The 25,808-nt window shown below is 41.6% G+C and carries 15 protein-coding genes; 3 read left to right on the top strand and 12 right to left on the bottom strand.

The features are described from left to right. Window positions 1-5 precede the first annotated feature (5 nt). The gene (locus tag PY091_RS02795; RefSeq protein WP_275648233.1) at window positions 6-1,259 is read left to right on the top strand and encodes an MFS transporter; all 1,254 of its coding nucleotides are present in this window, start codon (window positions 6-8) and stop codon (window positions 1,257-1,259) included. A gap of 4 nt (window positions 1,260-1,263) precedes the next feature. Here PY091_RS02795 and PY091_RS02790 read toward each other — a convergent pair whose 3' ends face one another. From PY091_RS02790 to PY091_RS02770, 5 genes are all read right to left on the bottom strand, one after another. Beyond that, window positions 1,264-1,836, bottom strand: a complete 573-nt coding sequence (locus PY091_RS02790; protein WP_275648232.1) for a YdeI/OmpD-associated family protein — start codon at window positions 1,834-1,836, stop codon at window positions 1,264-1,266. A gap of 1 nt (window position 1,837) precedes the next feature. After that, window positions 1,838-3,451, bottom strand: coding sequence for a M1 family metallopeptidase (locus PY091_RS02785; protein WP_275648231.1), 1,614 nt, complete (start codon window positions 3,449-3,451; stop codon window positions 1,838-1,840). A 16-nt stretch (window positions 3,452-3,467) separates the two neighbouring features. Next, complete coding sequence (locus tag PY091_RS02780) at window positions 3,468-4,802, bottom strand: M28 family metallopeptidase (RefSeq protein ID WP_275648230.1); 1,335 nt, start codon at window positions 4,800-4,802, stop codon at window positions 3,468-3,470. 108 nt (window positions 4,803-4,910) lie between these two features. Then, complete coding sequence (locus PY091_RS02775) at window positions 4,911-6,437, bottom strand: nuclear transport factor 2 family protein (RefSeq protein ID WP_275648229.1); 1,527 nt, start codon at window positions 6,435-6,437, stop codon at window positions 4,911-4,913. Beyond that, window positions 6,434-8,644 carry a bifunctional alpha,alpha-trehalose-phosphate synthase (UDP-forming)/trehalose-phosphatase gene (locus PY091_RS02770; protein ID WP_275648228.1) on the bottom strand — a complete coding sequence of 737 codons (2,211 nt, stop codon included), beginning with the start codon at window positions 8,642-8,644 and terminating at the stop codon, window positions 6,434-6,436. The genes PY091_RS02775 and PY091_RS02770 overlap by 4 nt, the downstream gene beginning before the upstream one ends. Window positions 8,645-8,747: 103 nt before the next feature. On the opposite strand from PY091_RS02770, the gene PY091_RS02765 reads away from it, so the two are divergent. Continuing rightward, on the top strand, window positions 8,748-10,547 hold the full coding sequence (locus PY091_RS02765) for a glycoside hydrolase family 15 protein (protein ID WP_275648227.1): 1,800 nt from the start codon (window positions 8,748-8,750) through the stop codon (window positions 10,545-10,547). A gap of 170 nt (window positions 10,548-10,717) precedes the next feature. Here PY091_RS02765 and PY091_RS02760 read toward each other — a convergent pair whose 3' ends face one another. The 6 genes from PY091_RS02760 to purL form a co-directional block, all read right to left on the bottom strand. Then, entirely contained in the window at window positions 10,718-12,526 is a 1,809-nt protein-coding gene (locus tag PY091_RS02760) for an acyl-CoA dehydrogenase family protein (RefSeq protein ID WP_275648226.1), read from the bottom strand. Window positions 12,527-12,548: 22 nt separating this feature from the next. After that, window positions 12,549-13,739 carry an acetyl-CoA C-acyltransferase gene (locus tag PY091_RS02755; RefSeq protein WP_275648225.1) on the bottom strand — a complete coding sequence of 397 codons (1,191 nt, stop codon included), beginning with the start codon at window positions 13,737-13,739 and terminating at the stop codon, window positions 12,549-12,551. An 83-nt stretch (window positions 13,740-13,822) separates the two neighbouring features. Continuing rightward, the gene (locus tag PY091_RS02750; protein WP_275648224.1) at window positions 13,823-16,228 is read right to left on the bottom strand and encodes a 3-hydroxyacyl-CoA dehydrogenase/enoyl-CoA hydratase family protein; all 2,406 of its coding nucleotides are present in this window, start codon (window positions 16,226-16,228) and stop codon (window positions 13,823-13,825) included. Between the two features lie 15 nt (window positions 16,229-16,243). Beyond that, window positions 16,244-16,693, bottom strand: coding sequence for a MarR family winged helix-turn-helix transcriptional regulator (locus PY091_RS02745; RefSeq protein WP_275648223.1), 450 nt, complete (start codon window positions 16,691-16,693; stop codon window positions 16,244-16,246). A 123-nt stretch (window positions 16,694-16,816) separates the two neighbouring features. Continuing rightward, window positions 16,817-18,586 (bottom strand): AMP-dependent synthetase/ligase, encoded by a 1,770-nt coding sequence (locus PY091_RS02740; RefSeq protein WP_275648222.1) that lies wholly within the window; start codon window positions 18,584-18,586, stop codon window positions 16,817-16,819. 127 nt (window positions 18,587-18,713) lie between these two features. Next, window positions 18,714-22,379, bottom strand: coding sequence for a phosphoribosylformylglycinamidine synthase (purL, locus tag PY091_RS02735; protein ID WP_275648221.1), 3,666 nt, complete (start codon window positions 22,377-22,379; stop codon window positions 18,714-18,716). 236 nt (window positions 22,380-22,615) lie between these two features. On the opposite strand from purL, the gene PY091_RS02730 reads away from it, so the two are divergent. Beyond that, window positions 22,616-24,208 (top strand): zinc-binding metallopeptidase family protein, encoded by a 1,593-nt coding sequence (locus PY091_RS02730; protein WP_275648220.1) that lies wholly within the window; start codon window positions 22,616-22,618, stop codon window positions 24,206-24,208. A gap of 358 nt (window positions 24,209-24,566) precedes the next feature. Here the strand turns inward: PY091_RS02730 and PY091_RS02725 are convergent, their stop codons facing one another. Further along, a complete protein-coding gene (locus PY091_RS02725; RefSeq protein ID WP_275648763.1) occupies window positions 24,567-25,781 on the bottom strand; it encodes an RsmB/NOP family class I SAM-dependent RNA methyltransferase in 1,215 nt (404 codons plus the stop codon). Between the last annotated feature and the right edge of the window lie 27 nt (window positions 25,782-25,808).

The raw sequence follows: 25,808 nt of genomic DNA, 5'->3' as shown, positions 1-25,808 counted from the left end.
AAGTTTTGAAGGAAACAAAACCAAGTTGGGTCTATTTACTATTACTGATTCTGTCAGGGGAGGCAATTTTTATTCTTCCATTTGTTTTGCCCCGTGTTTTTAGACCTACGGTACTCGATGTTTTGGAGTTGGACAATGTTCAGCTCGGACTTTGCTTTTCAGTTTATGGATTGGTGGCCATGGTTTCCTATGTTGTCGGAGGGCCTTTGGCCGATAAATACCCACCAAGAAAATTAATTGCCCTTGCGTTATGGATGACCGCTTTGGGAGGTTTTCTTTTTGCGCAATATCCTGATTTAGTGATTCTGCAAATTTTATACGGTTGGTGGGGATTTACCACTATCTTTTTGTTTTGGGCCCCAATGATCAAGGCAACCCGAATATGGGGTGGAGCCGATTCTCAAGGGAAAGCTTTTGGTTTTTTGGATGGAGGTCGTGGCCTTACTGGTGGCTTGTTCAGTTTGTTGGGTGTAGTCGTCTTTTCTTTTTTCTTGGTGAAGACACCAGAGTTGGCAGATTTAAATGACCGCAAGGAAGCATTTACCTATGTGCTGTATTTTTCTTCGGTCATAATCATATGTATCGGGGTATTGGTATGGTTTTTTATGAAATCCAAAGATACATCGGAGCGCGATACGTTGGAGCGAATCGCTTGGCCAGAGATGAAACAAGTATTACGGTTACCATCTGTATGGTTGCTGATGGTTATTATTCTCTGTGGTTATGTGGGATATAAGATTACCGATATTATTTCTCAATATGCGGAAGAAGTGATGCAGTATAATCAAGTGGATGCCGCTAAAGTGGGAACACTGCTTCAATTTCTTAGGCCGACTACAGGTATACTTTTTGGCTTAATTGCGGATAAATTAAAAATCACCTGGTTATTGGTGGTCAGTTTTATTTTGACTCTGATCGGAGGTTTGCTCTTTGCTAGCGGAGTAATTGCCCCAACAACCACACTTTTGTTCTTTATGTCGGTTGTGGTTATCGCGGCAGGTGTTTATGCCACAAGGGCACTTTATTTTGGCGTGATGCAAGTAGGCAAAATTCCATTGACTTTGACCGGTACGGCGGTGGGACTTATTTCATTGATTGGCTATACACCCGATGTTTTTGCAGGTCCTGCTTACGGAATGCTATTGGATGCTCACCCGGGTGAAGAAATAGGTCATCAACATGTGTTTTGGATGTTGAGCGCATTTGCTCTGGTCGGCGGAATCGCCGCATTCATTTACCATAGAAAATATGGTAAGTGAACCTTTATTGGTTTCTGTATTTGATGTTTTGTTCTGCGAGCACTACGATTTCCTTGATTCTTTTTTTTCTTGTCTCGTCTCGTTTGGCCTGTTTAAGCCAATAGAGATAACTTTTTTGCTGACTCTTGGTAAAACATTTAAAGTTTTCTTGGGCAGTTTGATGGCTGTCAAATGCTTTTTGCAAGTCTACAGGAATCACACCATTTTCCACATCGTCCAGTTCGGTCCAAGAACCATTCTCTTTAGCGACTTTAATGGCAAGGAGCCCACTTTTGTGCATCAGGCCATCAGTGGTTAAATCTTTGATATAGTCCTTGTTTACTTTGCTCCATGTGCTTTTTGGTTTTCTGGGGCAGAAGTATTGCTTGCGCTTGCCATCCCCCAAGCTTTTTACTGTGCTGTCTATCCATCCATAGCAAAGTGCGACTTTAACGGCTTCTTCCCATCGCATACTTTCTTTATGGTGCTCCACTTTGTAAAAAATAAGGTGGACACCTGTTTGGGTTTCATGATTTTCATGAAGCCATTCGCGCCACGCTGTATCATTTTTAAAATAGTGTTCCGGATACTTTTTCAAGTTATATTTTTTGGGTCTCTATGTAGAAGTTTTTATCAAATTCAACTTGAGAACTTTCCAATTTTTCTGTCTTCCATTCCGCATTGGGGAACAACCATTTTTCGGTATTATCCACAACTATTTTAATGGGCATATCAAAATGGTCCACAATGTTCACATATCTATATCTGATGGTTTTGCCATTGATTTGATATTCCAGTTTGGGAATCATGGTTGTTCGAAGGTATTGATCAAAAAAAGCGGATAAATCCTTCCCGGATTTATCACTCAGATAATTTTCTATTTGTTCCGATGTAACGGTTTGATGATAAAAATCTTTGTTGAGACCCCTCAGTATATCTCGCCATTTATTATCATCCTCAATCAATTGACGAAGGGTATGAAGCATGTTTGCTCCCTTGTAGTACATGTCTCCAGAGCCACTTTTGTTTACCCCATACGGACCAATTATTGGGCGGTCGTTTTGGATATTAGCACGGGTTCCGATCACATATTCCGCAGCGGCCTTTTTGCCAAAATGATAATCGAGGTACAGGTTCTCCGAATAGGCTGTAAAGCCCTCGTGCACCCACATATCGGCAATATCTTTATAGGTGATGTTGTTGGCAAACCACTCATGGCCTGCTTCGTGGATAATGATAAAATCAAATTTAAGACCCCAACCAGTACCTGAAAGATCACGGCCCAAATAACCATTTTCAAATTTATTACCGTAGGTTACCGAACTTTGGTGTTCCATACCCAAATAGGGCACTTCCACTAATTTAAAACCGTCTTCGTAAAAAGGGTAGGGGCCAAACCATTGTTCAAAGGCGCGAATCATCATTGGGGTTTGGGCAAATTGAGTTTTGGCTTTATCCAAGTTTTCGGGCAACACATAATAATCCAGTTGCAGCGAACCATTTTCACCTTCGTATGTTTCACCAAAATGGGTGTAATTTCCAATATTTACATTTACTCCGTAGTTATTTATCGGGTTTTTAACCACCCAATTAAAAGTTTTGGATTCACCATTTTCTTCAACACTCTCCAACTGTCCGTTGGAAACATCCATGAGGTGGTCGGGAACAGTGATGCTGATTCGCATGCTATCCACTTCATCATACATGTGGTCTTTATTGGGCCACCAAACACTTGCTCCTAGACCTTGGCAAGATGTGGCGACAAATGGATTGCCATTTTCGTCCTCTTTCCACGAAAAACCTCCGTCCCAAGGGGCACGGACCGCTTCACGAGGATAACCAGAGTACACAATTTTAAGCTCGTTAAAATCTCCTGGAACCTGTTTTTTCTTTAGTTTGATGAAATGTGCGTTTCCTTCCGAAGTAAACTTTAACTTCTTGCCTTCCTGGGTAATAGATTCAATGACCATAGGTTCCTGAAGGTCGATCTGTAGGGTTTTTGCCTCTTGCAAAACTTTGTACCTCACCACATTGTAGCCAGAAATATATTTCTTGAAAGGCTCTACTTTTACGTTGAGGTCATAATAGTTCAAGTCCCACCATTCCCTTTCTGGGGTTATGGTCCCCCTTAAGGTGTCCTGTCTAGTGAATTCTTGCGCATTGATGCTCCATGCCAAAAATAAGAGGGTAATGGTCGGAAAACTTAATCTCATTTATATGATTTTGTTTTTATCTAAAAACCTTATTTGGGAAAACCACTGGACTTTCGTGGCCATCTTTGCCAACGGAAGAAACACCAAAGAAAAAGTTATCGATTACAATTCCCTCTAAAGTGTGCTCCGTTACATCACCAACATATCTGTAATTGTCCCAAGTAGGCGAGGTGGTATCCCTCCAATAAATCTTGTATCCAACGGCGCCATCAACCTCACTCCATCTTAATTTGGCATTTGGTTCCACGATTCCGCCTATTTCCACGGTTTCAGGTGCAGGTGGTGCCCATGCAATGGAAGCTAGGTTTATGGCATTTACGGCCGTAAGTTTTTTTGCATATTCAAAGTTTACATGCTCCAAAACATCACCATAAGCAATACCATCTTCTACGCGTATGTCTTGGTGTTGCTGTGTGTAGTTTTCGTGTGCCTCCATAATCCGTATGCCTGCATAGCCAGCGTCGTTAAAAGGTCTGTGATGCCCGCCTCTCCCGAATCTATCCAAACGATAGATCATCATCGGATTCATTTCGGGCATATAGGTTTTGGTTGTTTTGTAAACATATCTCGCCAATTGCCTAGAAATACCATCCACTTCACCTCCATAAAAACGTCTTGCTCTTCGCTCTTGCTCTGTTTCCGTAGGAGGTACAGGTTCGGAGAAAATCCTAAAATCCCTATTGCTGACAACCCCATCGACTCCGGTAATGTTCCCGATCATATCATTGTTAAGGATACCCACAATGTCCCATTCTTTTTCCTTGGCATAGGCTGCCAATCCTTTTCCTCCATAAAGGCCTTGCTCTTCACCCGATAAGCCAACAAATATAATACTACTTTCAAAATTGTATTTGGATAGCACCCGAGCTGCCTCTATGGTTCCGGCCATTCCACTGGCGTTATCGTTGGCACCTGGTGAATCGGAAGTGTAATTGGTTGGGTCACTGACTCGTGAATCAATATCACCGCTCATTATTATAAAACGGTTCGGGAATTTGGTTCCTCTTTTGATGGCTACCACATTTACAATTTCCACATCCTTCACAATTCGGGCATTATCGCCTTTTTCTATCAAGTTTTTTTGATAGAAAACTTCGAGGCAATTATCACAGTCCGAAGATATTTTTTCGAATTCTGATTTAATCCATCTTCTGGCAGCTCCGATTCCTCGGGTTTGGGAAACAGTGTCGCTTAATGTATGCCGTGTTCCAAAATTCACCAACGTGGTAACATCACTCTCGATTCGTTCAGCGGAAACTGCATTGATGATATCGTAAATTCTCGTATCGGTCTGCGCTGCTGTAGTAGAAAGAATAAAAAGTGCAGAAAGAAGGGGGAGGTAATTCTTCATAATTTGTTTGAGTTGAGTTTTTCCTAGAAAATCTAAGCTATAAAAATAGGAAAAACTACCCAAAGCTACCTTATGGGGAATTTCTAGTTATGTTAAAAACAGTGATACTTAGTTTTGGATAAAAGTAACTTTGGCAATCTGACCATTTTCCACTTCATATATGGCCACAGCTCTAAAAATGGAACCGTTCACTGATACAGATTCTTCATCAATCACCTTGTTGCCCAATACTATTCTGTTCTTAATTTCACAATGAAGATCCGGAGTGTTGTCAAAAAATCCTTTATACTGTTGTTTAAGTTGAGAATTGCCTTTTAAATTGAGTTTATGAGGGAATTGATACAGTTCAACATCTTCCGCATATGTTTCGGCGAAAGCATCAACATCTCTATTGTTGTAAGCTTTCAATTGTTCTTCAACTATGGTTTCCGCATCGGTTAAGGGGCCATCGGGGAATATAAAGGTCATTGAAGAGATTTTGCCAGAGCCCACTTGATAGATTGCTACTTGCTGACCTTCCCGTCCGTCTACTTTGGTAATTTCTTCATCAATTATGGTATTGCCCAGAATTATGCGATTTGCAACTTCTACACTTGAAGTTTTTACATTAGCGAAGAACCGTTCGTAATTTTCCCGCATGGCGGTTGTTCCCTGGTACATTTTTTCCTCCGGGAATTTGCTAACCAGTACATTGTCAGCAAAACAAGCTACAAAACCCTCCAAATCTCTTTTGTTGAAGGAGTTCACTTGATTTTGAATGACTTTTGAAGGGGATTCTTCCGCAACAAATGCCAATCTATTATGGTTTGGGCTAATGGCAATCCGACTTATATTGTTGATTTCCTCTTGGTCAAAAACGATAATGGGTTCCCACTCACTATCCGAACCTATTTTTTTTGACATTAGTTTTTTACCTGCTCCTGTAATGATAGTGTTCTCGTTCAACCAGCAGATGTCCTCCTCTTGACCATATGTATCCACAATTTTTTTGACTTCGTTTGTAATCGGATTCAAGGACAAAATCTCCCACGCACTATTTTTTTTACCAATGAAACTCACTAAATGCGAATTTGGTATCTGGTGTAGTGACCGACCCACATTTTGATAAACGGTATTATGGGTTTTTTCTTTGAGGTCAATGACCACAAGGTCCATACGGTTCTCGATCAAAACCGTGGCAACTAGGGTATGTTCATCCAACCACACATGATACCCAATTTTTAAATCTGAAATTGGTATGGATTCACCCGTTTTAAAATTATACTCGTAAAGCCGTTGGAGTCCATCTACATCCAAACGGATAGCGGAAAAAGCATTTTTGCCCGGTATCCGAAGTGGGGAGTACTCGCTTCCTGCGGTGGTATATGTTAACCAAGACGAGGTACTGCCCTTGTTTACATTAAATTGAAGAATATCGGTTTGACCATTTCTGGTGGCAGCGAACAGTACAGTGTCATCATCCCAAAAAGATGGCTGATTGTCGTACCCCGGATTGTTTGAAATGTTTTTGGGGTTGCTCAATATAGCTTTACCGTTATTTACTTTTAAATCAAAGAGATATACTTCAGTTTCTGCCTGTCCCCAAGTTTGTAGGGATAGGGCTAAAAAGCAAATTAGGTAAAACGCTCGTTTCATGGTTTTGTAAATCGTTTTAAAAGTTGCCTTACCCTTGTGGTATTTTCCACATGGTATTTGGCTTGTGTTTTCTGAAGCCCGACTTTTACCGTAACTGTTGAATCGGGCAGTTCTTGAAACATGAATTCATCTGTCCAATCATCCCCAATGGCAAAAACAAAGTCGTAATCATCTTCACTTAACATACGAGTGGCAGCCCTACCTTTGTTCACGTTACTGCTTTTTATTTCCATTACTTTGTTTCCATTGAGTACGCTAATGTCGTCGTTGCCTATTAAACTTCGCAGTACGGTATTGAGTTCAGTGGCTCTTTTTTCACCAAAATCGGGGTCTGTATTTCGATAATGCCAGGCTAAGGAATAATTTTTTTCTTCAATAAAAGAGCCTGGTGTCCTGTCTACAAAAGACTCTAGAACGGGTCTAATTTTATCCATCCAGTCGCCTTTTACCTGCTCCAATAGTTTAAATTCTTGACCATCCCTGGAGATCCATACCCCGTGCTCTACGATCATATTGTATTTTTTGTGCAAGAACCAACGTGTAAATGTTTGCTTATCCCGACCACTGATCAAAAATACGGTTGTGTTTTCCTGTTGGTGCAACTCGTCCAAAAGTTCATATAATTCATCATCTGGAGATGCCTTTTGCGGATCTTTGTGAAAACCGGCCAAAGTCCCATCATAATCCAGAAACAATAATCTATTTTTGGATTTGCCGTACTCCTGTTCAATGTTAAGCAATATTTCGGGGGACATTTTCTCCGAAATAAAAGCCTTACCAAGGTCTTTCTTTTCTTGTAGGGCGTTCATAAAATCGTTGGCCCAGACTTCCACATTGTAACGTTCCAATCTTTTTTGTAAAAAATTGTTTCGGGAAACTTGCTCTTCCAAGGGCATGTTAAATGCCCTTTTAAGGGTGTCGGCCTGCTGTTCAAAATTATTGGGATTAATCAAAAGGGCCTCGTTCATTTCGTATGCGGATCCTGCCATTTCACTCAAGATAAGCACCCCGGACTTGTCCGTTCTGGTAGCAATATATTCTTTGGCGACCAAGTTCATCCCATCTCTAAGAGGTGTTAGCCATGCGATGTCGCTGGAGGTGTACAGGTCGATCAGGCTTTCGAAGGGAAGTGATCGGTAGAAATACCAAATAGGGGTCCAGTTTACTGTGGATAATTCTCCGTTAATTCTACCTACCAATTCATCTACCTCTCTTTTAAGTAATTGATATTGAGGAACATTGGAGCGTGATGGTACGGCGAGAATGATCAAACGTACCTTTTCCTTGTATTCTGGGTATTTTTGAAGAAAATATTCAAAGGCATTGATACGTTTTGCAATTCCCTTACTATAATCCAAACGGTCTATGGAAAGAATGAGCTTTGCATCTGGTGTTGATGCCTTGTGGTTGTCTAAACGAACTTGCAGGTCGCTGCGTTCGTCTTTGCTTTTGGAATCGTGGAGCACTGCGGCCTCACGAAATTTCTTGTAATCGATTCCCATGGGAAAGGAATCCACTTTGATTACCCTGTTGTCCAGATATATTTCGTTGAAGCTTACATCCAAGCCAAGCAATCTACGTACCGAACTTAAAAAATGCCTTTCGTAGTCATAGGTGTGGAACCCAATTAGGTCCGAGCCCAATAAACCTTCCAATATTTCTTCACGCCATGGTAAGGTTCTGAATATTTCGAAAGATGGAAAGGGGATATGAAGGAAGAAACCAATGGTAGTGTCCGGGCGTTTTTCACGAACCATTTGTGGAACGAGCATTAATTGATAGTCGTGTACCCAGATGGTATCATCTTCATCTGAATTTTCGATAATAGCGTCCGCAAATTTTTGGTTTACGGATTTGTAGGTCTCCCAATAATTAAGTTCAAACTCGGAATACTTCAAAAAATAATGGAAAAGGGGCCAAATGGTCCTATTACTGAATCCAAAATAAAACCCATCAATTTCCTCCGCGTTCAGTTTTACCTTTGCACAGCCATGTTCTTTTAAAGCCTTGTCAATATCTCCTTCCAATTCATCGGGAGTATCTTCTTCTGTAAGTCCGGACCAGCCTATCCATAAACTTTCTCCGCCACTGTGTACAGATTTCATCCCTGTGGCCAATCCTCCAACACTCGGTATCGCATTGATAGTTCCATTGCTAATTTGTAATTGAACAGGTAGTCGATTTGAGATTATGATAGTTTTGCCCATAAAAGGATGATTTTTGACGTATTTTAATTTTTTGTTTCTTTAAAAATCGGGAAATTCGAGCGCAAAACCAATTCATTATAACCCTTTTGAGAATTTTTGAGCTATGGACAATTTGAATTACGGAATTATAGGAAATTGCAGGAGTGCGGCATTAATTTCCAAAGAAGGCTCCATAGACTGGTGCTGTTTGCCACAGTTTGACTCTACATCTGTGTTTGCAAAACTGTTGGACGAACAGAAAGGGGGTAGTTTTGAAGTTATTCCTCAAGGGAACTACACCATTGAGCAAGAATATTTTAGGTACACTGCAATCTTGATCACCAGATTCTCTGAAGGTGACAATGTTTTCGAAGTGCACGATTTTATGCCCCGACACCACAAGATGAACGGGAAATATAAAGCACAACCAGAGATTATTAGGTACGTAAAATACATTTCCGGAAAGCCAAAATTTGCTGTAAAGTACGATCCAAAACTGGAATATGCTATGGGTAAGACCAAGCATTATGTTAAAGAGGATTTTATAGCCAGCCTTACCCAAAAAATCAAATATGATACGCTGTTTTTATATACTTCTTTTGATAAAGAGAGGATTTTAGCGGGGGATGTGATCAGCTTGGAGGAAGATGGATATTTTCTCATATGTTACAATGAAAAGATTTTAAAACCCACTACCGATTCCATGGGACTGGAGCTTGAGCGCACCAAGGTGTATTGGTTGGATTGGGCTGCAAAAACGCCTCATTACCAAAAGTTTAAGGATGAAATTATTCGTAGTGCCATCACGCTAAAAATGTTGACTTACGACAAAACCGGGGCTGTTTTGGCGGCGGCAACCACTTCCTTGCCGGAGACAATTGGTGAGGTTAGGAATTGGGATTATCGTTTTTGCTGGATTCGAGATGCTTCTATGGTGATCAAAGTGGTTTCTGAACTCGGTCATAAAAACTCGGCCAAGCGCTATCTTCAGTTTATTATTGATTTGATGCCGGACAAGGATGAAAAACTCCAAATTATGTATGGCATTAATAAGGAGAAAAAGCTGACCGAAAAGGCATTAGATCATTTAGATGGTTATAAAGGGTCTAAGCCCGTACGTGTCGGTAATGCCGCTTACATGCAAAAACAGAACGATATCTATGGGATTCTCATGGATGTAATCTATGAGCAATTGCGCAACTTTAGTAACGATATCGAAAATGTTGAGGAACTCTGGAATATTACCAAAGGTATTGTTTGGATTGTTGGTAAGCACTGGGAAGAACCGGATAAAGGTATTTGGGAGTTTAGAGGGGATGACAGACACTTTACTTTCTCAAAAGTATTATGTTGGGTTGCATTGGACAGGGCCATAAAAGTGGCTAAAATGTTCGGTAAAACACGTAAACTGGAACGCTGGACAGCTCTTGAGCAAGAGATCAAGGAGGATATCCACAAGAATGCATGGAACAGCGACATTAATGCATTTGTGCAAAGTTATGGTTCACGTCATTTAGATGCTTCCGTATTGTTGATGGAACCTTATGGGTTTATCCATGCCCGTGATCCAAAATATGTAAGTACGGTTAAGGCCATCGAGGATGGTTTGAGCAACGACGGACTACTGTATCGTTACAAGAACGAGGATGATTTTGGACTTCCTTCGTCATCCTTCACTATTTGTACATTTTGGTTTATCAATGCGTTGTACAAAATAGGGGAGGAACAGAAGGCTTTGGAGCAATTTGAACGCTTGTTGAGCTATAGCAACCATTTGGGTCTGTTCAGTGAAGACATTGATTTTAAAACCAAGCGCTTGTTGGGTAATTTCCCTCAAGCTTATTCCCACTTGGCATTGATTGAGTGTGCCATCAACTTTTCTTCAAAACAAAAGGATGAGCAAATTCTGGAATCCATCAAGTAAACTTTGCATAAAAAAATAAATATCACCTTGAGCGAAGTTGAAATGTCTTGAAGAAAATGAAATTTTTGTTTGGTCTCGACCTGACACTGATAATAATTACATCAAATAAAAAACGCCCCAATTGGGGCGTTTTCAAATTTAAGTGGTTTTTATCCCAGCAAATATTTGAATTAGTCAAAGGTATACCCATTATCTGCAGCCACTTTGTCCGCAATTTGCGTCCTAAGTTCCACTACATTGGGTTGGTTTGTATACTTGGTGAAGCGTTTAAGCCCCATTAGCATCATGCGTTGTTCATCACCCTCGGCAAAGGAAACAATTCCTTCCTTGGCTTTTTGTTGGATGATATCCACGGCTCTGTACAAATATAATTTGGACATGGCAATTTGGGTTGCTTGAGCCTCTTCACCAAAGCGCTTCGCATTTTTCTCAGTTCTTAGTATGGTGGATTCTGCCATGTAGATTTGAATCAAGATGTCGGAAGCGGCCATCAATAGCATTTGATGTTTTTCCAAATCTGGACCAAATTTTTGCACAGCACTACCGGCAACCATCAGGAATACTTTTTTCAATCTTGCGATCAAATCCTTTTCTTCAGCTAATAGTTCGGAGAAATCCGGTGTCTCAAAAGATGGTATACCCATTAATTCCTCGCCTACTGCAGTTGCTGGGCCCAAAAGGTCTACATGTCCTTTCATGGCTTTTTTAACCAACATGCCTACAGAGAGCATACGGTTGATTTCGTTGGTACCTTCGTAAATCCTTGAAATACGGGCATCTCTCCAAGCAGATTCCATCGGGGTGTCGGCACTAAAGCCCATTCCTCCGAAAACCTGAATTCCTTCATCAGTGGTATGCTGAACATGCTCGGAAACGGCTACTTTCAAAATAGAGCACTCAATGGCATATTCTTCAACACCTTTAAGCTCAGCTTCTTGGTGGGAGTTTCCACTTGCTTCGCGAATGGCAATTCTATCCTCGATATTTTTTGCTGCGCGGTAACAGGCAGATTCATCAACATAAGCGTTGGTGGCCATATCGGCAATTTTTGCTTTAATGGCACCAAAATTCATGATTGGCGTCTTGAATTGGATACGTTCGTTCGCATATTTCGTGGCCTCATTTACTACACGACGTTGTGCTTCCAAACAGGCTGCCGCCAATTTGATACGACCAACATTAAGGGCGTTCATCGCAATTTTAAAACCATTTCCTCTCTCCGAAAGCATGTTCTCTACAGGAACTTTGGTATCGTTGAAGAATACTTGGCGCGTAGAGGAGGAGTGGATACCCAACTTCTTTTCTTCTTCTCCGAAAGAAATTCCATTTTCTGAATCGTTCTCTACAATGAATCCGGTAATATTCTTGTCATCTTCTATTCTTGCAAATACGATAAACATGTTACAGAAACCTGCATTGGAAATCCACATTTTCTGACCGGTGATGCTATAGTATTTTCCATCTTCGGAAAGTACAGCCTTTGTTTTACCTGAGTTTGCATCGGAACCGGCGCCTGGTTCTGTTAAGCAATAGGCTCCAAACCATTCTCCAGTCGCCAGCTTAGGTACGTATTTCTGTTTTTGTTCTTCCGTTCCATATAGGGTAATTGGCATAGTACCGATACCGGTATGTGCCCCGAAAGCTGTACTAAATGAACCTGTGGCACCTGAAATGTAGTCACATACCAACATGGTGGAAACAAATCCCATTCCCATACCTCCATAAGCTTCGGGTACGGCAATGCTCAATAGACCAAGTTCACCAGCCTTTCTCATACATTCCTCTGTATAGGCATAGTCTTTTTTCTCGAAACGTTCCCAATGTGCCCAAAGTTCTCGATCAACAAATTCTTTGGTGCTTTCACGCATCATTTTTTGTTCTTCGTTAAGGTCTTCAAGGGTGAACACATCCTCACATTTGGTCTCTTTGACCAAAAATTGACCTCCTCTCAGTATGTCTTTTTCTGTTGTATCGCTCATGATATTTTTTGTTTAGTAATTTTTAGTTTAGGAATTCGAATATACCGGCAGCACCTTGTCCGGTACCTACACACATGGTAACCATACCGTATTTGCCTTTCATGTCACGTTTTCTCATTTCATCGAAAAGTTGGACAGACAATTTGGCTCCGGTACAACCCAATGGATGGCCAAGTGCAATGGCTCCACCGTTTACATTAACGATATCTTGGTTTAGGCCAAGTTCTCGAATAACAGCCAATGATTGTGAGGCAAAGGCTTCGTTTAATTCGATAAGGTCTATTTGGTCTTGCTTTAATCCTGCTTGTTTTAAGGCTTTCGGAATTGCTTTTACAGGTCCTATTCCCATAATTCGGGGTTCAACACCGGCAGCTGCATAGTTGACTAAACGGGCAACTGGCTCAAGATTTAGTTCTTTTACCATTTCTTCGCTCATTACCATTACAAAAGCTGCTCCATCGCTCATTTGTGAGGAATTCCCTGCGGTAACGCTTCCACCTGCAGCAAAAACAGGTCTTAACTTATTTAAAGTTGGGATGTTGGTTCCTTTTCTTGGACCCTCATCCTTGTTTACCGTATAATTCTTTGTTTCCTTTTTGCCCGCTTGGTTCACAAACGTATGCTCGACCTCGATGGGAACGATTTGATCCTGGAAACGACCTTCCTCCTGGGCTTTCAATGCTTTCATGTGAGAATTGTAGGCGAACTCATCCTGATCTTCACGGGATACTTTAAATTGCTGGGCAACTGCTTCTGCTGTAAGTCCCATTCCCCAGTAATAATCTTCGTGTCCTTCTTTGGCGGTGGCATAATCAGGGGTTGGTTTGTAACCTCCCATTGGGATGTAGCTCATGCTTTCGGCTCCTCCTGCAATAATACAATCGGCCATTCCAGATTGAATTTTTGCAGTTGCTATTCCAATGGTTTCAAGACCTGAGGCACAGTAGCGGTTAACGGTCACACCGGGTACATCCTCAATGTTCAACCCCATTAAAGAGATCAACCTACCCATGTTGAGGCCTTGTTCGGCTTCTGGCATGGCATTCCCCACGATAACATCATCAATACGTTTTTTATCTAACTGGGGAAGTTCTTTCATCATGTATTCAATGGTTTCTGCTGCCAGTTCGTCCGGGCGCTTAAACCTGAACAGACCTTTGGGAGCTTTTCCCACCGCTGTTCTATATCCTTTTACTATATATGCTGTTTTCATTTTTCTTTGGATTCTTTGATTTTTGGATTCATGTATGATTGGATTCCGCTTCGATCAATCGAACGGTCCAATGATCAATCAATCTAATTTCTAAGTGGTTTTCCTGTTTTCAACATGTGTTGTATGCGTTCCAGAGTTTTTCTCTCCGTACAAAGAGACAAGAAAGCCTCTCGTTCCAAATCCAAAAGATATTGCTCGGTTACCATGGTGGCTTCTGACAGGTCCCCACCAGCCATTACATAGGCCAATTTATCGGCAATCTTTTTGTCGTGCTCCGAAATATAATGTCCAGCTTCCATGGAATCCGTTCCTACCAAGAACATTCCTAAAGCTTGTTTTCCAAGTACTTTTACATCCTTGCGCTTCACTGGTTTTGTGTAGCCTGCGTCCGCCATTAATTTGGCATATGCTTTTGCTGTAGCAATTTGTCGGTCTTTGTTAACGACCACTACATCTTTTCCTTTTTGAAGGATGCCCAGATCAAATGCCTCGTAAGCTGATGTTGAGACCTTTGCCATTCCAATGGTCAGGAAGTATTCTTGAAGCACATTGAGCTCTACATCATTTTTTCTAAAGGTATCGGAGGCGCGCAATGCCATTTCCTTAGAACCACCTCCACCAGGTATAACTCCAACTCCAAATTCCACTAACCCAATGTAGGTTTCGGCCGCAGCAACTACTTTATCGGCATGGAGGGATAGTTCACAACCACCTCCCAAGGCCATACCATGTGGTGCTGCCACAGTTGGAATGGATGAATAACGCATACGCATCATAGTATCCTGGAACATTTTAATGGCCATATTTAGCTCATCATATTCTTGTTCCACAGCCATCATAAAGATCATACCGATATTGGCTCCCACTGAAAAATTTGCAGCTTGGTTACCAATGACCAATCCGGCAAAATCCTTTTCAGCAAGATCTACCGCTTTGTTTAGGCCGGCTAGTACATCACCACCAATGGTGTTCATTTTGGATTGGAATTCACAATTAAGGATTCCATCGCCCAAATCTTCTATGACTACACCACTGTTTTTGAAGACCTCCTTGGTCTTTCTGATGTTGTCCAGAATAATAAAAGCATCCTGACCTGGAACTTTTTCCATGGCCTTTTTAGGGATATCGTAGAAATAGGTATTACCTTCTTTTACGGTGTAGAAGGAATCGATTCCTGCTTCTTTCATTTCGGATACCCAAGAAGCAGCTTCCAGACCTTCTGCCTTGATGAATTCCAAACCTTTATCGAGCCCAATGGCATCCCAAATCTGGAAAGGTCCGTGTTCCCAGCCAAAGCCGGCCTTCATGGCATCATCTATTTTGTATAATTCATCCGTGATTTCTGGAATACGGTGAGTAACGTAAGCGAAAAGGGCACCAAAACTTTTTCGGTAAAATTCCCCGGCCTTGTCCTTTCCTCCAACTAAAACGGGGAAGCGATCGATAACCTTATCAATGGTCTTGGTGAGCTCCAATGTGGCGAATTTTGCACTTTTTTTGGAGCGGTAGTCCATACTGTCCAGGTCCAAAGTGAGGATTTCACTTTTGCCGTCATCACCTTTTACTTTTTTATAGAAACCTTGTCCAGACTTACTTCCCAACCATTTATTGTCCATCATGGTCTGGATAAAATCAGGTAATTGGAAGAGTTCGTGACGTTCATCGTCCTTGCAATTCTCACTGATTCCGTTGGCTACATGCACCAAGGTATCCAATCCTACCACATCTACTGTGCGGAAGGTGGCGGACTTTGGGCGTCCAATCACAGGTCCTGTTAATTTATCTACTTCTTCAACGGTCATTCCAAGGTCTTTCACTGCATGAAATAAACTTTGAATGCTGAAAATCCCTATTCTATTTCCTATAAAGGCAGGAGTGTCTTTGGCCACAACCGAAGTCTTGCCTAAGAATTGCTCACCGTATCCGTTCAGGAATTCCAGCACATCGCTGGAGGTTTTTGGACCAGGGATAATTTCAAAAAGCTTTAAATATCTTGCGGGGTTAAAGAAGTGTGTTCCACAGAAGTGTTTTTGGAAATCATCACTTCTTCCTTCGCTCATAAATTTGATAGGGATTCCCGAAGTATTGGAAGTGATCAAGGTGCCAGGTGTACGATGTTTGTCCAACTTTTCGAACACTTGTTTTTTGATGTCCAAACGCTCTACCACCACTTCTATGATCCAATCCACGTCGGCTACTTTGGAAATATCATCCTCCATATTACCTGTCGTGATTCGGTCAGCAAATTTCTGATGATAAATAGGGGAGGGCTTGGATTTGAGGGCCGTGGTCAGAGAATCGTTCACCAAACGATTTCGAACCGCTTTGTCCTCTAGGGTCAGTCCTTGTGCTTTTTCTTTGTCGTTCAGTTCTCTAGGAACTATGTCCAACAATAACACTTCGACCCCAATGTTTGCAAAATGACAAGCAATGCCACTTCCCATTATTCCGGAACCGATTACGGCAACTTTGTTTATATGCCTTTTCATGTGCGAGTTTGTAAATTAATTATTAGTTGTTTTTAAATAGATTTTTTTATCTGTAATAAGTTTGTTGATCGTATCAACAATTCTAAAGAACCCTACCAAATCTTCTTGGGTAGTGTTTTCTTTTACTACTTGATTAAAACGCAATACTACTTCCTTGGATTCTTCACGCTTCTCCAAACCAAGCGGTGTTAGATAAATTAAGACTCCACGTCCGTCTTTAGGATTGCGTTTTCGTTCAATGTATCCTCTTTGCTCAATATTTTTTAATATTCTCGACAAACTTGTTGCTTCCATTCCCATCTTGGGTCCCAGTGTTGTACTAGGTGTTCCTCCTTTTGGGTCAATACTCAATAAGGTAAATCCAATGGCCATTGTAAGCCCATAGTTTTTCGCTTCTTCATTGTACATTTTGCTAACAGCCTGCCAGGTGGCCCTAAGGGCATGATCAATGGTCAAATCTTTCATAGAACTAGTTTGGTGTTCTCAAATATATAAAAATTTATTATGCATGCATAATAAATTTAGGATAAATAGCGGCAAAAAAAAGCCTGCAACTTGCAGGCTTAATTATTTTATGAATGGTATAAATCAATGTCCATAAATATCATTGTAGAGACTTAGGTATTTCTCTTTTATGATTTTTCGTTTGAGTTTTAGGGTGGGTGTTACATGTCCTCCCTCAACACTCCATACATCAGATGTTAGCCTAAACTGTTTTACTTTTTCCCATTTCGCAAATTCTTCATTGGCCAAATCCACTTCTTCCTGTAGTCGTTGGATAACTTTTTCGTTCTTTACAATCTCCTCATTTGTGCCAAGGTTGATATCGTGTCGTTTGGCCCATTCCTTTACAAAATCAAAATTCGGCTGAATAAGTGCGGCAGGCATTTTTTCACCTTCGCCCACTACCATGATCTGTTCAATAAAACGGGATTGTTTAAAACGGTTTTCCAATAATTGGGGAGCTACATATTTACCTCCGGAGGTTTTGAACATTTCTTTTTTACGATCGGTTATTCGTAAAAATCCTTCTGCATCGATTTCGCCTATATCACCGGTATGAAAATATTCTCCTGTCATGACTTGAGAAGTTCTCTCGGGGTCTTTGTAATAACCCATCATAACATTGGGCCCTTTACAGAGAATTTCGCCATCCTCGGCGATTTTCACCTCGACCCTGTCAATTACTCTTCCAACGGTGCCTATTTTCCAACCTTTGTTGCGTTGATCGTTTACGGCAATAACCGGAGATGTTTCGGTAAGGCCATATCCTTCCATTACGGGCATGTCAGCGGCTCCAAAAATACGTGCCAATCTGGGTTGGAGTGCAGCGCTACCGGAAACCATTACGGATAGATTACCGCCAAGTCCTTCTTTCCATTTGCTGAAAATCAATTTACGTGCAAGGCCTAATTTTTTTTCATACCACCATCCGTTGGCACCATAAGGTTTAAATTTTAGCCCTACATCAACCGCCCAGAAGAATAATTTTTTCTTGATTCCCGTTAAAGCAGCGCCTTTGGCTATAATGGAGTCATATACTTTTTCCAATAATCGAGGAACTACGGTCATTACATTAGGTTTTACAACCTTGATGTTGTCACTGATTTTGTCGAGACCTTCCGCAAAATGAATTTCCACACCGCAATATTGGTAGAGGTACAAGATCATCCTTTCAAAAATGTGGCATACCGGCAAAAAGCTGAGCGCTACACCGCCAGATTCAAAAGGTACCCGTGACTGACTGGATATAACATTGGATACGATGTTATCATGTGAAAGCATGACTCCCTTTGGTTTTCCGGTAGTACCTGAAGTATATATCAAAGTTGCCAAATCCTCTGCCTTAACGTTGGCTTTTAGTTCTTCCACTTCATTTTGGTTGGAATTATCGGCACCCGATTCCAGCAATTCCTTCCAATTTTTACAGTTATCCAGTTGGTCGAAGGAATAAACATCATCAAGCTTTTTGATTTTTGAGCTTATGGCCAATACTTTTTCCAGCACTTCTTCGCAGGATACAAAACAATACTTTGCTTCGGAGTGGTTAAGGATGTACTCATAATCTTCTTCGGAAATGGTTGGGTATATGGGTACGGTCTGTGCGCCGATCTGAAGAACCCCGATATCCATTACATTCCACTCCGTTCGGTTTGTCATGGAAATTATGGCGATCTTATCGTTTGGCTTAACGCCCATTCGCAATAAAGCTCTGCTTATCGCATTGGCTTTATCAACATATTCTTGTGTGGATGTAGCGATCCATTTACCGTCACTTTTAGTGACCAATGATTTTTCTAAGGGGTATTTTTCAAGCTGGTAATAGGGGAAATCAAATAATCGGGAAACAGTTTGCATAGTCAGTTTTATGTTAAGCGGTTGCAAATTAGCAAAACAGACCTTAACAAAGAAACTGATTTAACAATTAACTTATGATTTTATTGCAAAATTCCCAATAAACCTACGGTAATACTAGGTCGATTTGTTAATCTTCCAAGTTTTCCAACCACACCCTAGCGTTTATAAATGCTTGTAACCATGGGGAAACGGCATCGTTTCTATCCTTTGGATAGTGTGCCCAGTTCCATGGGAACGTTGAACGCTCTATGTGCGGCATGGTTACCAGATGTCTACCTGTTTTATCGCAAAGCATGGCAGTGTTATAATCACTTCCGTTTGGATTTGCAGGATAACCTTCGTACCCATATTTGGCCACAATATGGTATTGGTCTTCGGTGTTCGGGAGACTGAATTTACCCTCACCATGACTTATCCAAACGCCCAAGGTGGTTCCAGCCATATTAGATAGCATCACTGAGTTATTTTCCTGAATTTTTACGGAAGTAAAGTTACTCTCGTGCTTATGGGAATTGTTGTATGTCATTCTACCATGGGTGCCGTGTTCAGGGTTGATCAAATCCAACTCCATGAACAGTTGACATCCGTTGCAAATCCCAACGGATAATGTATCAGGTCTGGTAAAGAAATCTTTAAGGGCCTTATTGGCCTTTTCGTTATACTTAAAGGCACCTGCCCAACCTTTGGCACTTCCCAAAACATCGGAGTTGGAGAATCCACCAACCGCACCAATAAATTGGATGTCTTCCAAGGTTTCCCTTCCTGTGATCAGGTCGGTCATGTGTACATCTTTTACATCAAAACCGGCCAAATACATCGCATTGGCCATTTCGCGCTCGGAGTTGCTTCCTTTTTCACGTAGAATGGCAGCTTTTGGTCTATTCGATGTAGGAACATCTGGTAGGGAACCGCTGAATTCAGTCGGGAAATTATATTGTAAAGGCTGTTCTTTATAATTGTCGTAGCGGTCTTTGGCCAAACCATTCGAGGTCTGTTTATTGTCCAGTAAATAGGAAGTTTTGAACCAAGTATCTCGCAAAGAGGCAATGTTCAATCCTATTTCGATGCCGTTATTTTTGATTTTCAACGTGCCTTCTGATGTTGGACTACCAATTTTGTCGAACTCGACATTTGCTGCTGTCAATTCATTTTCTACTGAAGCATCTTTGGCTTGGAACACAACACCAATATTTTCAGAGAACAATAGTTTGATAATGTCCTGTTCGCCCATACCGGATAAATCCACATTGGCGCCCAAATCGTTGTCTGCAAAGCAAAGCTCTAACAAGGTAGTTATCAAACCACCTGATGCCACATCGTGACCTGCTAAAATTTGCCCATTTTTGATGAGTTTTTGCAAGGTATTGAAAGCAGTCTTGAAATATTCAGCATCCAAAACAGATGGAGCTTCGTCACCAATGCCATTCAAAATCTGTGCAAAGGAAGACCCGCCTAATTTGTGACTGTCCTTGGATAGATTCATGTAGTAAATATCACCACCATTTTTCTGCAAAACGGGCTCAACTACTTGGTTGATGTTGTTGCAATTAGCAGCAGCAGAAATGATTACTGTTCCTGGGGACAATACTTCACCATCCTTATATTTTTGTTTCATGGAAAGTGAATCCTTTCCTGTGGGTACATTGATTCCCAGATCTACGGCAAATTCCGACAAAGACTCCACCGCTGAGTATAAACGAGCATCTTCACCTTCATTTCTACAGGGCCACATCCAGTTGGCAGAAAGTGAAACGGATTTCAATCCATCTTTTAAGGGTGCCCACACAATATTGGTCAACGACTCCGCAACACTGTTTCTACTTCCAGCTACAGGGTTTATCAATGCTGAGATAGGGGAGTGTCCAATACTGGTTGCAATCCCTTCTTTTCCCTTAAAATCGAGGGCCATTACGCCACAGTTGTTCAAAGGTAATTGTAATGGTCCTGCACATTGTTGTTTTGCAACACGACCACCCACACAGCGGTCTACTTTATTGGTTAACCAATCTTTACAAGCCACTGCTTCCAATTGTAGTACTTGCTCCAAATAATCATGAAAGTGTTCCAAGGAATACGCAAGTGCTGGATATTTCTGCTGGGCGGATTTATCTTCCATGATGGTTTTCGGGGAGCTTCCGAACATATCGGAAAGCTCTAGGTTCATGGGAGTTTCTCCAGTTTCACCAGAAGTGAATTTAAAAGTATGGTCGCCGGTAACTTCACCTACATTGTACATAGGGGAGCGCTCACGGGCCGCAACTCGGTTCAATAAGTCCAAATCTTTTTCGCCGATTACCAATCCCATTCGTTCTTGGGATTCATTGCCTATCAATTCCTTTTTGGAAAGGGTAGGGTCTCCAACGGGCAATTTATCGGTGTCTATGGTTCCTCCTGTTTCTTCCACCAATTCAGATAAACAGTTGAGGTGTCCACCAGCCCCGTGATCGTGGATGGAAACAATTGGGTTGTCGTGACTTTCGAACAATCCACGAACGGCGTTCGATGCTCTTTTTTGCATTTCGGGGTTGGATCGCTGTACGGCATTCAACTCAATAGCAGAGCTAAATTCTCCAGTATCGGCGCTGGATACGGCAGCTCCACCCATACCGATGCGATAGTTGTCACCACCTAGAACGACTATTCTGTCTCCTTTACTTGGTGTATCTTTTAAGGCTTGGTCGGTTTTTCCATAACCAATACCACCAGCCATCATTATTACTTTATCAAAGCCCAATTTTCGAGCCTCTTCCTGATGTTCAAAAGTCAGGACGGAACCAGCGATCAACGGTTGACCGAATTTATTTCCAAAGTCGGATGCCCCGTTGGATGCTTTGATCAATATATCCATGGGGGTCTGGTACAACCAATCTCTTTCTTGCATTCCTTTTTCCCAAGGACGATTTTCTTCCAATCGTGAGTAGGAGGTCATGTAAACAGCAGTTCCTGCCAAAGGCAACGAGCCTTTTCCACCTGCCAAACGGTCACGAATTTCACCTCCAGAACCGGTAGCGGCACCGTTGAATGGCTCCACAGTGGTAGGGAAGTTATGGGTTTCCGCTTTTAACGATAGTACGGAATCAAATTCCTTTTCTTCGTAGAAATCAGGTTGGTCGGCAGTTTTTGGTGCAAACTGGATTGCTTTTGGCCCTTTTATAAAAGCGACGTTGTCCTTGTATGCTGAAACAATATCATTAGGGTTGGCTTCGGAGGTCTTCTTGATCAGTTTGAAAAGAGAAGAGGGTTTTTCTTCACCATCAATCACAAACGTTCCGTTGAAAATTTTATGTCTGCAGTGTTCGGAATTCACTTGACTAAATCCAAATACCTCGGAATCCGTTAACTTTCGATCTAACTTTTTAGCTAGACCTTCCAAGTATTGAACTTCTTCATCGCTGAGCGCCAATCCTTCTTTTTCGTTGTAAGAAGCAATGTCATCGATTTCCATTATGGGCTCAGGAACAATATCGATAGTAAAAACATCTTGACCCAAAGAGGTATACTTTTGGGAAAGCATGGGGTCAAAATCAGTAAAATCTTCTGAAACCGCATGGAATTCCTCAATACGGATAATTCCAGTAATTCCCATGTTTTGGGTAATTTCAGTGGCGTTGGTACTCCAAGGAGTAACCATTGCGGCACGTGGCCCAACAAAAAAGGCGTCGAGTGACGCCGCTTCAATCTTAGGCTGGTTGCCAAACAACCATGTCAGTTTGTTAGTGTCTTCCTGAGAAATTTCCTGAGTGGTTTGGACGGCAAAAACCTTGGTCGCCTTGTCCCCAAAAAAATGGATCATACAATCTTTGCGTTGAACGGTTTAAGAAAGTGCAAAAATACGATTTTGCCGCGTAATTCATCCTAAAGTGTAGGTGTTTTGTTAACTAACTATTGTTGATAGTATGGTTCTTTAAAAAATTAATGGCGTCATTTTTATCAATTCACTAAAAGTCAAGGATAGAGCCAAGTAATATTAAATGGATTAAAGTTGTTTTCCTATCTTAGGAGAAATATAGCTAACTCAAAACCAACCTTATGAAAATCACCAAAATCCTGTTATTCGGGTTGATGCTGTTTGCTGGTGTTACCACTTCGACAGCACAGAAAAAGTACTCTAAAAGTCAAGTTAAAAAATTTAAGGCCGAGGTAGAAGCCATTGTGGAAGCCAATGCTAAGCAGACACAAGTGATGGTGGACAAGATCTTCAGTTTTGCTGAACTCGGTTTTCAAGAGGAAGAGAGCTCCAAATATCTTACCGGTATTTTGGAAGAAAACGGCTTTACCATTGAGCATTCCATTTCCAATATCCCAACGGCATGGTTTGCTACGTGGAGCAATGGCGATGGCCCTGTTATTGCTTTGGGAAGTGATGTGGATTGTATTCCAAAAGCATCGCAGTATCCGGGTGTTGCGTACCACAAACCCATTGTTGATGGTGCCCCCGGACATGGTGAAGGACACAATTCAGGAATTCCTTTGAACATTACATCCGCATTGGCCGTTAAGCAAGTGATGGAGAAAGAGGGCATTGGGGGTACTTTGATACTTTGGCCCGGAATTGCAGAGGAATTGGTGGCAGCCAAAGCTTGGTATGTTCGTGATGGTCTGTTCGATGATATTGACATGTGTATTTTTACCCATGTGAGCAGTAATTTGAGTGTGTCTTGGGGACCAACCCGAGGTACCGGATTAATCTCCGTGGAATATTTGTTCGAAGGCGAGGCCGCTCACTCCGCAGGAGCACCTTGGAGAGGACGAAGTGCGCTTGATGCCGCAGAACTAATGAATGTAGGATGGAATTACAAAAGGGAGCATTTACATCCTTTAAAACGTTCACACTCGATTTTTACCGACTCTGGAGATCAACCCAACGTGGTGCCTTCCAAAGCTGGGATTTGGTTTTATTTTAGGGATGTGACCTATGAGGGAATCATGGAAATGTATGCCGAGGCAAATGATATTGCCAAAGGTGCAGCCCTGATGACGGGTACCACAATGACATCTCGTGTATTGGGTACTGCATGGCCAAGACATTACAACAAGGTAATTGCTGAGACTATGTATGAGAACATCAAGCAAGTAGGATTGCCAGCATGGTCCGCTGCCGATCAAGAGTTGGCCAAAGCCGTACAAACTGAGGTGGAATCCAGAAAAATAGAAGGGCTTCCTACTGAGTTGTCCGAATTGGGACTTCCTGTTTTGGAGCCTGTTAGTGGTGGTTCTGATGATATTGGTGATATTTCTTGGAAGGTACCTACGGTTACCATGCGTTTTCCTTCGAACATTCCTGGTTTGCCGGGTCACCACTGGGCCAATGCAATTGCGATGGCTACACCCATTGCACATAAAGGGGCAACTGCAGGGGCTAAGGCCGAGGCGATGACCATTATGGATTTCTTGTTAAAACCTGAATTGTTGACCCAAGCATGGGATTATTTCAATAATGAGCAGACCAAGGAAACAAAATATGAGCCCATGATTTCTGCGGATGATATGCCACCGACCTTTTTAAACAAGGATAAACAAGATATGTTTCGACCTGCTTTAGAGAAATTTTACTACGATGAAACCAAGTACGATACGTATTTGGAGCAGTTGGGAGTGGAATATCCTACTGTGAAACAATAATTGAGTCATCTGTCACATCGAGCGCAGTCGAGATGTTCAAAGCGTTCTCGACTCCGCTCGAACTGACAGTTCTCTTTATTTCTTCAATTAGATTCTTCAGTCGAATCACTTCTTAAGAATGACAAAAGAACAAGTAGTTTGATGTCATTCCTGCGAACGCAGGAATCCATAACATGGTGTTTCCGGATTTTAAAATTGATTAGGTAGATTCCGCATCAAGTGCGGAATTGCATTTTGTTTGTTATTCTGAGCGAAGCGAAGAATCTCCAAGGATCAAACAATCCAAAAGTATAGCAATCCAACCATCTTAATAATTGTGGGATTGACACGATTGACTCGAATTTACGCTAATACTCGACTAAGCTTTCTTCTTCAACAAAGCCATGTAAAATCCATCAAATCCAGTTTCCGAAGCAAAAACATTACGTTCCCTTACAAACTCAAAGTCTTGACCGTTTTCGGATTCCAAGAACTTTTTCACTTGTTCCGAATTTTCTTGAGGTAGAATAGAGCAAGTGGCATAGACCATTTGTCCGCCTTTTTTGACCATTTTACTGTAGTTCTGGAGGATATCTTGCTGCACCCCCATAATTCGGTCTACAAACTCATGCTCCAGTTTCCATTTGGAATCGGGATTTCTTTTTATAACTCCGAGTCCGGAACATGGTGCATCCAACAGTAACCTATCGGCGCTATTGTGTAGTTTTTTAATTACTTTATTGGAGTCTATAACACGGGTCTCAACATTGTGGACACCATTTCTTCTGGCACGTTTCTTAAGCTTTTTTAATTTACTTTCATAAATATCCAAAGCGATCAATTGCCCCTTGTTCTGCATTTGCGATGCTAAATGAAGAGTTTTGCCCCCTGCACCGGCACACGCATCGATAACACGTTGTCCTGGTTCCACTTCCAAAAATGGGGCAACCAGTTGAGATGAGGCATCTTGTACTTCAAACAGACCATCTTTAAATGCTTGGGTCACAAACACATTTTGCCTTTCCACTAATTTTAGGGCATCTGGGTAACCATCAATAAATTCTGTGGCAATTTCTTCTTTGGCCAAAAACGATTTTAATTGTGGTTTAGAGACCTTTAATGTATTGGTGCGTAGAATCACGTCTGCTTGTTGGTTCTGTGCGGCAATCTCTGTGGTCCACAGCTCACTGCCCAAGGATTTTTCACCAAGTTCATCCATCCAATCGGGCACGGATTCCCTTATTTTCCTAATCTTGGAAAGTTCATCGAACCTTCCTTTGATGCGACGTTCCGGTGTGCCTTCCAACTGTTTCCAATCTGGAATTCGGATACCTCGTAGTACGCACCATACACCAAACAATCGGAAAAGATGGGGTTTACTGTACGGTTCGTGTACTTCTGCAATTTCGGAGTATAGGCGTTTCCATCTAACAATATCGTAGGTGGTCTCTGCAATAAAGCCACGGTCTCTAGATCCCCAGCGTTTATCGTAGCGCAATACTTTTTCTATCACCTTATCGGCATATTCCCCTTCGTTAAAAATCATGTGAAGGGCATCAATTACGGCAAATACCAAGTTTCTGTGTAAACGCATCATATAAAATAAGGTTGCAAAGGTATG

The organism is Flagellimonas okinawensis, assembly GCF_029194005.1.
Lineage (GTDB): Bacteria > Bacteroidota > Bacteroidia > Flavobacteriales > Flavobacteriaceae > Flagellimonas > Flagellimonas okinawensis.
Note: the sequence above shows the minus strand (reverse complement) of the source record. Positions and strands in the feature narration are given on the sequence as shown.